Here is a 12,191-nt window from a genome sequence, read left to right on the forward strand (position 1 = left end):
GGCCCTTTATCGCGTGCTCTTCCTCAGTCGGCTCAGTCGCTGCGCTCCCTCGCTCCCTCGTCCAGAGCACGCGGGCCGCACACGGGCGGTGCGAGTTCGCCATGCTCACCGCTCCGGTAAGCAAGCGTCTCGAAAACGGGAGCTAACCTCCTAGGCTCTTGTGCATTTCCCAGACCAGGATTTCGCTGTCGGTGGTGGCGGTGAGTTTCTCACCGCCACCATTGGTGATTCTGACGGCGTCGCCTGTCGCCAGCTCCTCGCCGGTTCCTTCGAGCCGCGCTGAGCCGGAGGCGACGAACACGTGACCCCACGGCAGGTCGGGCAGCAGCACCGACTGGCCGGTCGAGAGCCGCGCGACATGAAATGCGGCGTTCTTGTTGGCGATGCGGATCGCCGAGTCGTACGCCGGCATCCCCGAGGCGACCGTGACGAGTCCGCCGGCAGTCAGTTGCTCGGAGATGTCCAGTTGGTCGTAGCTCGGCTCGATGCCCGGCTCGTCCGGCAAAACCCACATCTGCACGAAGTGGACGGGCTCGACACCGGTCGTCGCATCGGCTCGCCAGGTGTCGTTGCGCTCTGAATGCCGGATGCCGGTCCCTGCGCTCATGCGCTGCGCGAGCCCTGGAAAGATCACCCCGCTGTGGTCCATCGAATCCTGGTGGACCAACGACCCCGACAGCACCCAGGTGATGATTTCCATGTCGCGATGGGGATGGCTGTCGAACCCCTGCTGGGGCGAAACGGTCTCGTCGTTGTGGACCATCAACGTCCCGTGGTGGGTGTTGGCGGGGTCGTAATTGTCGCCGAACGAGAAGCTGTGCCGCGACGCGAGCCACTCGGTTCGGGTGTCCGGCCGGTCGTCGGCCCGGTGGAGTACGTGGCGATCGTTCACCTCGACCATCATCCTCCGCTGCCAGAAATGAGCCCGAATCAGGGCAGATTAAGGGTAGTTACTCGATTGTGACGACCTCGTAAGCAAGTTGGGAACCACATTGGTGGCATTCACCCTGTTACAGGAGTGAAAATTGGGACTATGCGTCGTTCCCCCGGCCGCCTCGCGGCCACTGCTGTTCTCGCGCTCGTCTGCGCGCTCGGTGTTGCCTCGTGCGGCGCGTTCAGCAAACCTCTCGATACGGGCGCGGCGGCACTGCTCGACTCGTTCGCCACAGCGATGGAAGACCAGGACGCAGTCGCCGCTGCCGCACTCACCTCGGCACCGGGGCAGGCCGAGGGATCGCTGGGCGCCTCGTTCGCAGGCATGGGTGCGCAGAAGGTGAATGTCGATGTCGAACGAGCCGAGGAATACACCGACGGCACCGCCACATTCGAGCTGAGCACGACGTGGGTTCTCGGCGATGATCGCGAACTCAAGACGGAAACCTCTGGCTCTGCCCGACGCCTCTCGCTCGGCTGGCGGATCCAATGGCAACCGGAAGTGCTCGCCGACAACATGCCCGCCGGCGGCAGCTTGCGCAACCTACGCACCGACGCGCGTCCCGCACCCGTGGTGCAGGACCGGTTCGGGAAGAACATGCTCACCCTGCAGACGATCAACGAGATCGTCCTCGACCCCGCGGCCACCCCGAACGTGAACTCGTCGATCGGATCGCTCGCGACCATCATCGAGCCTCTCGCGCAACTGGTCACCCCGACTGTCATCCGTGATCAGCTCGCGGCCGCCCAGAACACGCCGGTGACGGTGGTGTCGGTGCGAGATTCAGACATGGTTGCCCTCGCCGGTGACCCGAAGTCGGTGCCGGGCGTCTCGGTCAAGCCGGTGCCGCAACTCGTTCTGCTCGACCGTCGAATCGCCTCACCTGTCTTGGACGGGGTCCACGACTACTGGCAGGCGATCCGGGATGCCACCTCCGGATGGTCGGCGCAGATGGTCGCCCCGGGCGTTCGGCCCGTGCAACTCGCCGGCGAGCAGGGACCCGCAGGACCGAACGTCGGCACCACCATCGACCAGGTCACCCAACTCGACGCGCTCGACGCCGTGGTCGAGGTGGCCCAACCCGCGAGCATCCTGGTCCTCGACGCCAAGACCGGTGCGATCCGCGCATCCATGCGTAACGACGCAGCGGCCGAGCAGGACATCACGATCGACAAGGACTACACCCCGGGTAGCACTCTGGAACCGGTTGCCACAGTGATCAACCAGCTGGCCGGATCCGACGACGCCCGCGCCGCACAACTGCTGGCGCAACTGGGCCTCGACGTGGACTTCACAATCCCGGGCATTCGTCCGTCCGGCCCCCAGGGCGGTCCGGTCGCCGAGCCGGTTACGTTCCGGCCCGAGGATCTCAAGGTGTCCGCTCTGAACATGGGTGCGCTGGGCGTTGCGATCGCGCGTACGAATTCAATTGCGCCGTCGATCATCTCAGGCCAGCCCGGGCGGGTCGAGGGCGGTGAGCTGGGTCCGATCGACAAGAAGGTGCTGACGACGGTCAGTGGTGCGATGAAGGAGGCGGCGACCACAGGTGACGCCAGCGACCTCACGAACGCGCCAGGGCTGCGCGCGCTGGTCGGGACCAATGGACCGCAGGGTCCCGGCTGGTTCGTCGGCATCGCAGGCAGTCGCGTCGTCGTCGTCTACACCGAGGGGGAGCGATCCGGATCCGCGGCTCTGGCTGTTGCGCAACGCTTCTTCACCCCCCGCGCGCATCCGCAATGAAGTCAGGTCCGCAACGCGAGCCTGCTTTCACCACCGCGGCAATCCGTGACAGCGACGATCCGACCGCGCGGGTGATCCTCAGCGCGGCCGTCCAGATGATCGCCGCCCGCGGGTACCACGGCACCTCCGTCCGCGACATCGCCGGGTTCGCCGGCATCAGCGCCGGTTCCATCTACAACCACTTCGGGTCCAAGCATGAACTCCTGGTGACGATTCTGGCCCGCGGTGGGGAAGCGCTGGTGGAGGCCACCGAGCAGGCCCTGCTCGATGCGCCCGCCGACCCCGTGCATCAACTCGACGCCATCGTCCGTACGCACGTCGGCGTACACGCCGAGAACCCGCTGGAGAGCTACATCGGCAATTCCGAACTCCGCAGCCTCGACCCTGTCGCACTCGAGCGGGTGATCGCCAAACGTGATGCGCAGCAGCGGATATTCGATCGGGTGGTCGCAGACGGCGTCAGGCGAGGAGAGTTCCACACGGACAACCCGGTAGAGGCCTCCCGGTTCGTGGTCACCGCCTGTACCGCCGTCGCCATGTGGTTCAGGCCGGGCGGGCGGGCCACCGAAGAACAGGTGATCGCGCGTTATCAGGCGGTGGCCCGAGATGCGGTGGGCCACCGCGCCGGGTGATCACGGCATCATCTGGCGGCCGGATATTTGTCTGCCAGGTACTGCTCGAAGGTCTGGTTCCCGAAACCCGGCTCCGTGAGCAGGTTCTCACCGGCGGCGAACGCCTTGAACAGCTTTCCCGGAAGACGTAGCGGGACCCGCGGACGGTGTCGTCCCGTTGCCCGCTTCCAGGCGTCGAGCAAATCGGCCGCAGTGCGCTGCTCAGGACCGCCGATGTCATCGACCCGGCCCGCGGGGTCACCCGCCGCCAGTTCCACCAGTCGCGCCGCGACTTCAGTGGTGGCAATGGGCTGGAAGCGGATCGACGGACTCACGAACACCGGTGAGTACCGCTGCGCGGTGAACATCTCCTCCACGAACGGGTGGAACTGCGTGGCCCGCTGCAGGGTCAGGGGCACGCGAGACTTCGTCGCGATCTCCTCGATCTGGACGCGCTGCTTGTAGAACCCCATCGGGATGGTGTCGATGCCGACGATCGAAAGCAGCACCACGTGCGCGACCCCTCCCGCGGCAGCCGCTCGAAAGAGATTCTCGGCGACCTGTATGTCCTTCGCGCCGTTGGTCGTCGCGAGGTGGATGACGGTGTCGACGTCGTCGAGGACAGCGCTGTCGACGCCGGTGAGCAGATCTCCGGTGACCAGACCCGGACCGCTGCGCCTGCTCAGGGCGCGCACGTCGTGTCCGGCGGACCGCAACTGCGCGGTGGTCGGGACGCCGATCCGCCCGGTGGCTCCGGTGACCAGGAATGTCGTCATGATTGCTGCCTTTCGTCGTCTCGGCCGGCGTGTGTTTGCCAGGCAAAACCCCAGACCGACGAGATGTCGCGAATGTGACAAGCTCATCGAATTGGCTGACACACGGTCGGATCCGACGGCCGAGACCTGGCGAAAGGGTATGCAATGTCGCAGGCGAGCGCACTCGACGAGTTCGAGCGGCTCCGGCCACGTCTGTTCGGCATCGCCTACCGCATGACCGGAGCCGCCGGCGAAGCCGAAGACCTGGTGCAGGATGCCTGGCTCCGTTGGCAGGGGACCGATCGGGACGTGGTTCGCAATGCGGAGGCGTTCCTCGTCACCACCGTCACCCGACTGTCGATCAATGCGGTGACATCCGCACGAGCGACACGGGAGACCTACATAGGACCCTGGCTGCCCGAGCCGGTTTCGACCGTCGACGATCCTGCGCTCGGGGCCGTTCGCGCCGAAGCGCTGGAAATGGCGGTGGTCCTGCTTCTCGAACGGCTCGATCCGCGCGAGCGCGCGGCGTACATCCTGCGCGAAGCCTTCGACTACCCGTACCGCGAGATCGCTCAGCTGCTCGAGACCAGTGAGGCCAATGCCCGGCAGCTGGCCCGCAGGGCGCGTGAACACGTCGGTCGTGAACGCCACTCGTCGGTCGACCCCGATGAGCGCGCGCGCATCATGGCCGCGTTCGTCGCGGCCGCCCAGATGGGTGATCTCGCGGCGCTCGAAGCTGCGCTCACCGCGGACGTGGTGTCGATCAGCGACGGCGGCGGCGTCGTCAGCGCCGCCCGCGTCCCGATGACCGGTCGCGACAAGGTCGCCCGGTTCGTCCTCGGTGCCGTCACGAAGTTCGCAGTCGGGTCATATCCGCTGCTCGTCGAGTGCAACGGCGGGCCTGCGGTGTTGATGGTGCGAGACGGGAAACCCGATACCCTGCTCTCGTTCGAGTTCTCGGCCGCTGGGACGCTGAGGAGCGGAGCTGGAGAGGGATCTACGAGAATCAGTCGACTGATGTTCGTGCGGAATCCCGGCAAGCTCACGCATTTGGGGGCGCTGATCCCGCCCGTCGACCGGGCGTCAGACGGTGATGACTGAACGTCGCACGAGCAGCACCCGGACTGCACGCCAGCCCAGCAGGAATGCGCCGAGCACGATGGTTGCGACGATGATGAAGCTGAATGCGAGGCCCTGATGGAAGAGGTGGCGCAGGGTCATCCCGATCGCGACGGCGCCGATCCACACCAGCGCACCGTCGGGGATGAGTCGTTCGGGCCGGAAGTCGTAGTCGAACCCGTGGTCGGCGCGCATGTGCGCGAAGAGATATGCCAGGGCCCAGCCGATTGCCGCGCCGATCGCAAAGGGCCAGGTGGTGCTGAACACGCCTTCGATCGACAGACCCTCGGCGTGGTTCATGCGGCCGATGAAAGCGAAGACGAGCACCGCGAGTAGATCACTGAGGGCGGTGAGCGTTCGGCGCATACGAGCCACCGTAGCGGGCACCGCGCGCGCTCAGCGAACCGAATCGGGCGAATCCGGCCGTTCGTCGGACGGTCGGATGACCGGGGGGTCGGGATCGGTGGACACGCTTTTCGAGCGGTCTTCCGCGACGTCGTCGAGCTCTTCCGCCACTTCTTCCTCGATCAAGTCCGCGCTCTCGGCCTCGGCCCGGTAGGTACCCCGGAACATGACGAGGATCACAATCCAGCCCACGAGAGCCACCAACAGATAGCTGATCATGCGGTACACCAGAACCGCGGTGACCGATTCCGCTGCGCCCATCCCGGCGGACGTCAACGCGGGCACCAGCACGCCGTCGACGACGCCGAGTCCTCCCGGGAGCAGTGGTATCGCGGTGCCCACGGCCTTCGATGCGGCGTACGCCACCATCAATCCGGCGATGCTCGGTTGCCCGCCGACCGCGTAGCAGGCGAAGGCCAGGCAGGCGACGTCCGCGACCCAGTTGAACAGTGACCACCCGAACGCTTGCGAGGCCTCCTTCGGTTTGAGTTGAACTGCCTGCAGTTGTCCCAAGATCTCGTGCCACCGCTGGACGCCGTGATCCGCGGCTTTGTCGCGGAGGTGATTGATCCACCGCAGCAATGTGACGCCGATGCCCTCGATCGATTCCGGGTGCCGGGCGATGTACTGGGCGACCAGGGCGAACGCGATGAAGCCGCTGATCGAGAAGATGACCGAGAACGGACTCGTCTTGGCTCCCGCCAGGAGGGCGCCTCCCAGGCCGAGGACGGCGAGACCGACGCCCATCAAGAGTCCGGACATGACGACCTGCCACGACGCGATGACGGGTGTCGCTCCCCACTTGCGGGTTTCGCGGTAGGTGAATGCCGGCGCGAGCACCTGCCCACCGGGCATCGTCTGGCTCAGCGAGTTCGCTGCGAGTACCACTGACAGAGACTGCCACTGCTTCACCCTGACACCGGCCGATCGGAGAAGCGTCCGCTGCACCTGCGCGAAGCTGTCCATCGAGAGCACGGCTGCCAAGATGCAGAGGGCAACCCACTCCCACTCGATCTCGTCGAGGTGGAACCAGGTCTCCTTGAGCTTCGGCCAGACCAGATAGGCCTCGACCGAGAGAATCACCACGACCAACGCGAGTGCCGCCCAGCGCACCCACCAGAAGCGGCGGCGGGTCGATTGCGTCGCCGTCATGCTAGGCACCCTATCGGGCGGCAGTGTCCGAGTTACAGTCGAGACTCGGCGAAACCGTACGCGAGTATTCGCCCCTGCGCCGGGTTCAGCGCGAGAGGCAAGGGTGGGGGCTAATGTTGCCCAGGTGAGCCAGGGGAAACTCGAGGACGTCAGCACCACAGACCGAACCGCAGATCGTTTGAAGGTGCATCCGGTCGTCCGGGCCGCCGCAGAGTGGTCGTGGCGCCTGGTGGTGATCGCGGTGGCGCTGTATCTCGCGGCCCGCGTAATCGCCCGGTATGAGGAAGTGTTCGTGCCGATAGGTCTCGCGGTCCTCGGCACCGCATTTCTGGTGCCGCTGGTCGACTGGCTCAACCGCCGCGGTGTGCCCCGGGCCCTGGCCGTAGTGGGCTCGCTGGTCGTCGCCATCGGAGCCGTCGCCGGGATCATGACTTTTGTCGTCCAGCAGTTCATCGACGGTGTACCCGATCTGACCGATCAGGTCACCAAGACCATTGACGACAGTCGCGGGTGGCTGATCGACGGTCCTCTCGGTATCCGCGAGGAACAGATCGATCACCTGGGAGACGATTCGATCAAGTTCTTGCAGGACAACCAGGACAAGGTGACCTCTGGGGCGCTGGCGACCGCCACCACCGTCAGCGAGATCGTCACCGGTGCGCTCCTGATGCTCTTCCTGATGATCTTCTTCCTCTACGGCGGCGGCCAGATCTGGCGTTTCTTGACCCTGGCCATTCCGGAGGGGTCCCGCGAAAAGGTGTGGGAAGCAGGGCAGAACGGGTTCGGATCCCTGGTCGGCTATGTGCGCGCGACTGTGGTGGTGGCGGCCGTCGACGCGATCGGTATCGGCGCGGGTCTGGCGATTCTGCAGGTGCCGCTGGCTCTTCCGCTGGCATCCCTGGTGTTCATCGGCGCGTTCATCCCGATCGTCGGTGCACTGATCACCGGCAGCCTCGCAGTCCTCGTGGCCCTGGTGACCCAGGGCTGGATCGCCGCAGTGATCGCCCTCGCCGTGGTGGTGGGCGTGATGCAGCTAGAAAGCCATGTGCTGCAACCGTTCCTGTTGGGCCGTTCAGTACGTCTGCACCCGGTGGCGGTGGTGCTCGCGATCGCGGCCGGCCTGGTCACCGCGGGCATCGTCGGTGGTCTGCTGGCGGTGCCGATCATCGCGTTCCTCAACACCGCGATCCGGACGCTGGTGAACAAGTCGAAGTCGATCGACGGCGACAGTGAGCTGGCCGAGGTGGCCGCGGCCAGCGGCAAGGAACACGAACGAATGTACGAGGCCGAACCCGACCGGCCGAAGTGGGATGATCTCGACGCGCACGGTGCCCGAGGGCCCAAGAAGACCGAGAAACCTGACGATGACGCGGCACCGGACGACAAGCGGGGCAGCTCAGACGATTCCAGCTGACACATGAGTTCCCGCGCAGCGCTCTCCTCCATGCTCGACGATGATCCGGTGGGCCCGCTCTGGCGGGCCGCCCAGGTGTTCCGGTTGCTGAGTTTTGTTTACGCGCTGGGGTTTCAGCTCGCGGTGCACAATGACTACGAACGGGTTGCGTGGAGCTGGTTCCTCTTCGCGATCTTGACAGTGTGGACCGGGATCAGCACGATCGGTTACCTCAAGGGCACCGGACGTCGTTGGTCATGGGTCATCGTCGAGTTGGTGATCGTGTGCGCGCTGGTGATCTCCACCAGGTTTATCGCATCGGCCGACTGGGCGGCGGCCAACCAGTCGTTCCCCACGACCCTGTGGGCGACGAATGTCGTTGTGTCGGCCGCGATCCTGGGCGGGCCGCTGGTGGGCGCCGCCTTCGGGCTCGTGGTGCGGGCCGCCAGCGCGGTCGCCAAGGGTGGTTACGACCTCAATGTGGGACGCGATGCCACGGTCGTGGTGCTGCTGGCCGTGGGGGTCGGGGTCGGTCTGGCCTCGGTGACGGCCCGCCGGAATCACGATCGGGTTGCCAGGGCGATGCGGGTCGCCGCCGCGGCCGAGGAGCGCGATCGGCTGAGCAGGCAGGTGCACGACGGGGTGCTGCAGGTGCTGGCGTTGATCACCCGCCGTGGCGCGGAAATCGGCGGCGAGACAGCGCAGTTGGCGCAGTTGGCGGGTGAACAGGAACGGTCGCTGCGGCGGTTGATCGCCGATATCGAACCGGCGACCATGTCCGGCGAGCCGGCAGACATCGATCTTCGGTTGCTGCTCCGCCCCCATGCCGGCGACCGGGTGTCCATCAGTGAACCAGGTCAGCCCGTCACCCTCGATCACCGTGTGGCACTGGAACTCGAGGCCGCGGTGGTCAACGCCCTCGACAACGTCAGATTCCACGCGGGCCCTGCAGCGAAGGCCTATGTGTTGGTCGAAGATCTCGGCGACGAGGTGGTCGTCAGCGTGCGCGACGATGGCGTCGGCATCGACGACGGCCGGTTGATGGAAGCAGTCGCCGAGGGACGGATGGGGGTGTCCCGGTCCATTGTCGAGCGGATGCACGCACTCGGCGGATCCGCCCGGCTCGACACGGGACCGGGCGAAGGTACCGAGTGGGAGCTGACGGTGCCCAAGAATGAGCGGACGCGGAATGAGCGTTCGAAAGGCAGCGGTCCGACGACGGATACGAAGGGTGAAGCAGATGCCTCCTGAGGACTTGCGGGTCATGGTCGTCGACGATCATCCGATCTGGAGAGACGGGGTGGCCCGCGATCTCAGCGATGCTGGATTCGACGTCGTGGCCACCGCGGACAGCGTCGAGGCTGCAGCGCGACGAGGTGGTGCCGTGCAGCCGGACGTGGTGCTGATGGACATGCATCTGCCCGACGGCAACGGGGCCGAGGCGACCGTGCGGATCCTGGAGGTGTCGCCGCACAGCCGGGTGCTGGTGCTGTCGGCATCGGACGAGCGTGAGGATGTGCTCGAGGCCGTGAAGGCCGGCGCGAGTGGATATCTGGTGAAGAGTGCGTCGAAGGAAGAACTGCTTGCCGCGGTCCAGGCGACGGCGAACGGTCAGGCGGTCTTCACGCCCGGCCTCGCCGGGTTGGTGTTGGGGGAGTATCGCCGTATCGCGCGGGACCCTGACCGCCCGGTAGATGCTCCGGCACTCACCGACCGGGAGACGGAGGTACTGCGGTACGTTGCGAAAGGGTTGAGCGCCAAACAGATCGCAACAAAGCTGACTCTGAGTCATCGGACCGTCGAGAACCACGTGCAGGCCACGCTACGAAAGTTGCAGTTGGGCAACCGGGTGGAGCTGACCAGGTATGCGATCGAGCATGGTCTCGACGAAGAACCTGGCGGCTGATGGTCTTGCCCGCGGTCTTACAACTGCGTTCCGGATCGGTGGGTTTTGGTAGACCGCTTCATCTGCGTATCGAGGTCACCAGTTCAAGGCCGTCGTAGGTGACCCAGGTTGCTCGGCCAAAATACTAGATCGCATCGATGATGGGGGTGTCGTGACAATTGCACATGAGCGAGCGCTGTTCGAGCGGCGGGTTGAGGCCGCCGCGGACCGCCCCGGCGCTGACTGAACGTCCCTGGACGTGAAACTGCGTTCCTGCTCGGTTCCTCGGAAAGCTCCAGCGGAATTGTCTGCGGTGCGGCTCAACCACCTCACGATCGGACGCGCCAGATTCGGCAGCGAAGCCCGGGTTGACCCTGGAGATCTGGGCACCTACCACGTGAACGTCCCGGTCTCGGGTGAAGTTGTTTCCTGGTGCGGTGACAAACAGACCGTCGCCACACCGCGATACGCAGCGGTCAGGCCGGTCGACAGACGCCGGCGTCGGAGCACGCCAGCTACAAAACCTGTTTCAGGAGCGGTTCGAAATGACCCCGACGACCTTCATCCGACACATCCGCCCGGAGGGGGTACGGAGCGACCTCCAAAAAGGCGACCAGACAACCAAAGTCAGTGACGTGGCATTCAGCTGGGGATTCAACCACCTGGGCCGATTCGCCAGCTACTACGAGCGCAAATACGGCGAGAAGCCCTCGCGCACTCTGCGCGCGGCACTGGTTGAACCACGGCCCGTCGCACCACCTGCGTGGCAGCCGAAGGTCGCTCGAGAGGAACGGTCGATGACGAAGACGAAGCCCGGACGTGCCCGTCCCTCCGGGGCTCGGGGATGTACGAAAGCGTCGATCTCGCATTGGTGTCGGGATATCCTGATGCGGGTGGCGTCGAGGCTGGTGTCTCGCTGGAAGAACTAACGGACGATCTAAGAGGTAGGCATGGGTCTCGAGTCCCGTGAAGGACGCATCCGTGAGATACGAACACTCGATGGTCCGAGCGAGAAGGCCTTACGTAAGTATCAAGTCTTCGATACGCAGGACGCGCGGGTGGCGCAGGCGGCGGCGTCCCGGCTCATGACCCCGCATCGATTGCAAGTTCGGGCATCGCAGTTTCGCGGGCGTATGTGTGCTATGCCCGTCGGTTCATCTGTTGTGCTGCTGGTGGACTATTCAGATGAAGCCGAACTCGAACACCTAGAGACCATGGACTACTACACGGTGATTGTCTCACTGCGCGGTGGGACTACAGTCCAAGGCGCCAACCGTCTCACTGTCGGCCCTGGCGATATTTGCATCGTTCCTCCGGGACCGTCACTTGTCCTGCGATACCATGCCGGTTGTAGCCTGCTGGGGGTGCGGATTCCCCGCCAAACGGTGCTCCGGTCCTTCACAGTCTTGACCGGCCAGCGCGCAGATGTGCTATCGCCGTCGTCTGTCTTCTTAGCGGACGCTTCCGCACGCACTCCGTGGCTCGGTGCCCTTCACCTCGTCTTGACGACCGCACACAGCGCCTCGACGGGGTTCGCCCGCGCAGTGGGCGAATACCTCGAGCAATCGCTTCTGACAGCTCTTATCTTGGGCCACTACGGGGTAAATACCCCCGCGAAGCCGGGCCTGGTCCCCGCTCAACGTCTGGGGGCGGACACAATTCATCAGGTGGCACAGCTCCTTGCTGACAGATACGCAGAACCACTGTCGATCACGGAGATCGCCAACATGGTCGGAATAAGTACCCGGCGGTTGCAGGTGGGCTTCCAGAGGCTTTACGGGGTGTCTCCTGGGACGTATCGACTCAACCTGCGTTTGCAACGAGCTCACGAGGAACTCCTCGCTGCCTCCCCCGACACCACTGTTGCCGACATCGCTGCCCGGTGCGGGTTCGTCAACGGGGGCCGGTTCAGCCGCGCCTACCGAGTTCGGTACGGAACCACTCCCTCAGTGACCTTGCACGGATGAAGTGATACTTCTGGTCGCATAGAGGCCAAAGCGTCGCATATCGTCTTGGGGCATTGCGCATCGCTGAATATGTTGAACCTCGCAACTGGGCCCGCGTTTCCGGATGAAATCACGTCCGTCAGGAAGCCGCAGAAAACGAGGAGTCATCGATGTCACCCGACCAGCGTGAGAGCGCATATGACCTCACAAATCCGGACATGCCGGAGATGGCACAAACAGGTGTCGCG

At 65.0% G+C, this 12,191-nt stretch carries 13 protein-coding genes and 1 pseudogene; 10 read left to right on the top strand and 4 right to left on the bottom strand.

The annotated features are described in order from the left end of the window. Positions 1-142 precede the first annotated feature (142 nt). A complete protein-coding gene (locus tag J3S28_RS01665) occupies positions 143-901 on the bottom strand; it encodes a pirin family protein (RefSeq protein ID WP_207836570.1) in 759 nt (252 codons plus the stop codon). 132 nt (positions 902-1,033) lie between these two features. Between J3S28_RS01665 and J3S28_RS01670 the strand changes: the two genes are divergently transcribed. Both J3S28_RS01670 and J3S28_RS01675 read left to right on the top strand, forming a co-directional pair. Beyond that, positions 1,034-2,674 (top strand): NTF2-like N-terminal transpeptidase domain-containing protein, encoded by a 1,641-nt coding sequence (locus tag J3S28_RS01670; RefSeq protein ID WP_207836572.1) that lies wholly within the window; start codon positions 1,034-1,036, stop codon positions 2,672-2,674. Further along, the gene (locus tag J3S28_RS01675) at positions 2,671-3,306 is read left to right on the top strand and encodes a TetR/AcrR family transcriptional regulator (RefSeq protein ID WP_207836574.1); all 636 of its coding nucleotides are present in this window, start codon (positions 2,671-2,673) and stop codon (positions 3,304-3,306) included. Before J3S28_RS01670 ends, J3S28_RS01675 begins: the two co-directional genes overlap by 4 nt. 8 nt (positions 3,307-3,314) lie before the next feature. Here J3S28_RS01675 and J3S28_RS01680 read toward each other — a convergent pair whose 3' ends face one another. Continuing rightward, positions 3,315-4,061 (bottom strand): SDR family oxidoreductase, encoded by a 747-nt coding sequence (locus J3S28_RS01680; protein WP_207836584.1) that lies wholly within the window; start codon positions 4,059-4,061, stop codon positions 3,315-3,317. 144 nt (positions 4,062-4,205) lie between these two features. On the opposite strand from J3S28_RS01680, the gene sigJ reads away from it, so the two are divergent. Beyond that, the gene (gene sigJ / locus J3S28_RS01685; RefSeq protein WP_207836586.1) at positions 4,206-5,144 is read left to right on the top strand and encodes an RNA polymerase sigma factor SigJ; all 939 of its coding nucleotides are present in this window, start codon (positions 4,206-4,208) and stop codon (positions 5,142-5,144) included. Here the strand turns inward: sigJ and J3S28_RS01690 are convergent. Both J3S28_RS01690 and J3S28_RS01695 read right to left on the bottom strand, forming a co-directional pair. Next, positions 5,127-5,528 (bottom strand): DUF3054 domain-containing protein, encoded by a 402-nt coding sequence (locus J3S28_RS01690; RefSeq protein ID WP_207836589.1) that lies wholly within the window; start codon positions 5,526-5,528, stop codon positions 5,127-5,129. The genes sigJ and J3S28_RS01690 overlap by 18 nt on opposite strands. 30 nt (positions 5,529-5,558) lie before the next feature. Next, on the bottom strand, positions 5,559-6,719 hold the full coding sequence (locus J3S28_RS01695; RefSeq protein ID WP_207836591.1) for a lysylphosphatidylglycerol synthase transmembrane domain-containing protein: 1,161 nt from the start codon (positions 6,717-6,719) through the stop codon (positions 5,559-5,561). Between the two features lie 124 nt (positions 6,720-6,843). Between J3S28_RS01695 and J3S28_RS01700 the strand changes: the two genes are divergently transcribed. From J3S28_RS01700 to J3S28_RS28680, 7 genes and pseudogenes are all read left to right on the top strand, one after another. Continuing rightward, the gene (locus J3S28_RS01700) at positions 6,844-8,133 is read left to right on the top strand and encodes an AI-2E family transporter (protein WP_307796746.1); all 1,290 of its coding nucleotides are present in this window, start codon (positions 6,844-6,846) and stop codon (positions 8,131-8,133) included. Between the two features lie 3 nt (positions 8,134-8,136). After that, positions 8,137-9,363, top strand: coding sequence for a MacS family sensor histidine kinase (macS, locus tag J3S28_RS01705; protein WP_237340913.1), 1,227 nt, complete (start codon positions 8,137-8,139; stop codon positions 9,361-9,363). After that, positions 9,353-10,018, top strand: a complete 666-nt coding sequence (locus J3S28_RS01710; RefSeq protein ID WP_207836598.1) for a response regulator — start codon at positions 9,353-9,355, stop codon at positions 10,016-10,018. Before macS ends, J3S28_RS01710 begins: the two co-directional genes overlap by 11 nt. Before the next feature lie 292 nt (positions 10,019-10,310). Further along, positions 10,311-10,631 carry an AraC-like ligand-binding domain-containing protein gene (locus J3S28_RS28195; RefSeq protein ID WP_307796835.1) on the top strand — a complete coding sequence of 107 codons (321 nt, stop codon included), beginning with the start codon at positions 10,311-10,313 and terminating at the stop codon, positions 10,629-10,631. Further along, entirely contained in the window at positions 10,543-10,926 is a 384-nt protein-coding gene (locus J3S28_RS28200) for a helix-turn-helix domain-containing protein (protein WP_237340914.1), read from the top strand. The genes J3S28_RS28195 and J3S28_RS28200 overlap by 89 nt, the downstream gene beginning before the upstream one ends. Before the next feature lie 21 nt (positions 10,927-10,947). Further along, positions 10,948-11,568 (top strand): annotated as a pseudogene (locus J3S28_RS28865) (cupin domain-containing protein); the annotation flags it as partial. Positions 11,569-11,664: 96 nt separating this feature from the next. Continuing rightward, a complete protein-coding gene (locus tag J3S28_RS28680) occupies positions 11,665-11,964 on the top strand; it encodes a helix-turn-helix transcriptional regulator (protein WP_307796748.1) in 300 nt (99 codons plus the stop codon). Positions 11,965-12,191 lie beyond the last annotated feature (227 nt).

The organism is Williamsia soli (genome assembly GCF_017377795.1).
Taxonomy (GTDB): domain Bacteria; phylum Actinomycetota; class Actinomycetes; order Mycobacteriales; family Mycobacteriaceae; genus Williamsia; species Williamsia soli.

What these genes read in the sequence shown, in the direction of transcription:
- J3S28_RS01675 (WP_207836574.1), top strand. Translation starts at nt 2,671, where the DNA reads ATGAAGTCAGGTCCGCAACGCGAGCCTGCTTTCACCACCGCGGCAATC.
- J3S28_RS01695 (WP_207836591.1), bottom strand. Translation starts at nt 6,719, where the DNA reads ATGACGGCGACGCAATCGACCCGCCGCCGCTTCTGGTGGGTGCGCTGG.
- J3S28_RS01670 (WP_207836572.1), top strand. Translation starts at nt 1,034, where the DNA reads ATGCGTCGTTCCCCCGGCCGCCTCGCGGCCACTGCTGTTCTCGCGCTC.
- macS (WP_237340913.1), top strand. Translation starts at nt 8,137, where the DNA reads ATGAGTTCCCGCGCAGCGCTCTCCTCCATGCTCGACGATGATCCGGTG.
- J3S28_RS28200 (WP_237340914.1), top strand. Translation starts at nt 10,543, where the DNA reads ATGACCCCGACGACCTTCATCCGACACATCCGCCCGGAGGGGGTACGG.
- sigJ (WP_207836586.1), top strand. Translation starts at nt 4,206, where the DNA reads ATGTCGCAGGCGAGCGCACTCGACGAGTTCGAGCGGCTCCGGCCACGT.
- J3S28_RS01710 (WP_207836598.1), top strand. Translation starts at nt 9,353, where the DNA reads ATGCCTCCTGAGGACTTGCGGGTCATGGTCGTCGACGATCATCCGATC.
- J3S28_RS01680 (WP_207836584.1), bottom strand. Translation starts at nt 4,061, where the DNA reads ATGACGACATTCCTGGTCACCGGAGCCACCGGGCGGATCGGCGTCCCG.
- J3S28_RS01665 (WP_207836570.1), bottom strand. Translation starts at nt 901, where the DNA reads ATGGTCGAGGTGAACGATCGCCACGTACTCCACCGGGCCGACGACCGG.
- J3S28_RS01690 (WP_207836589.1), bottom strand. Translation starts at nt 5,528, where the DNA reads ATGCGCCGAACGCTCACCGCCCTCAGTGATCTACTCGCGGTGCTCGTC.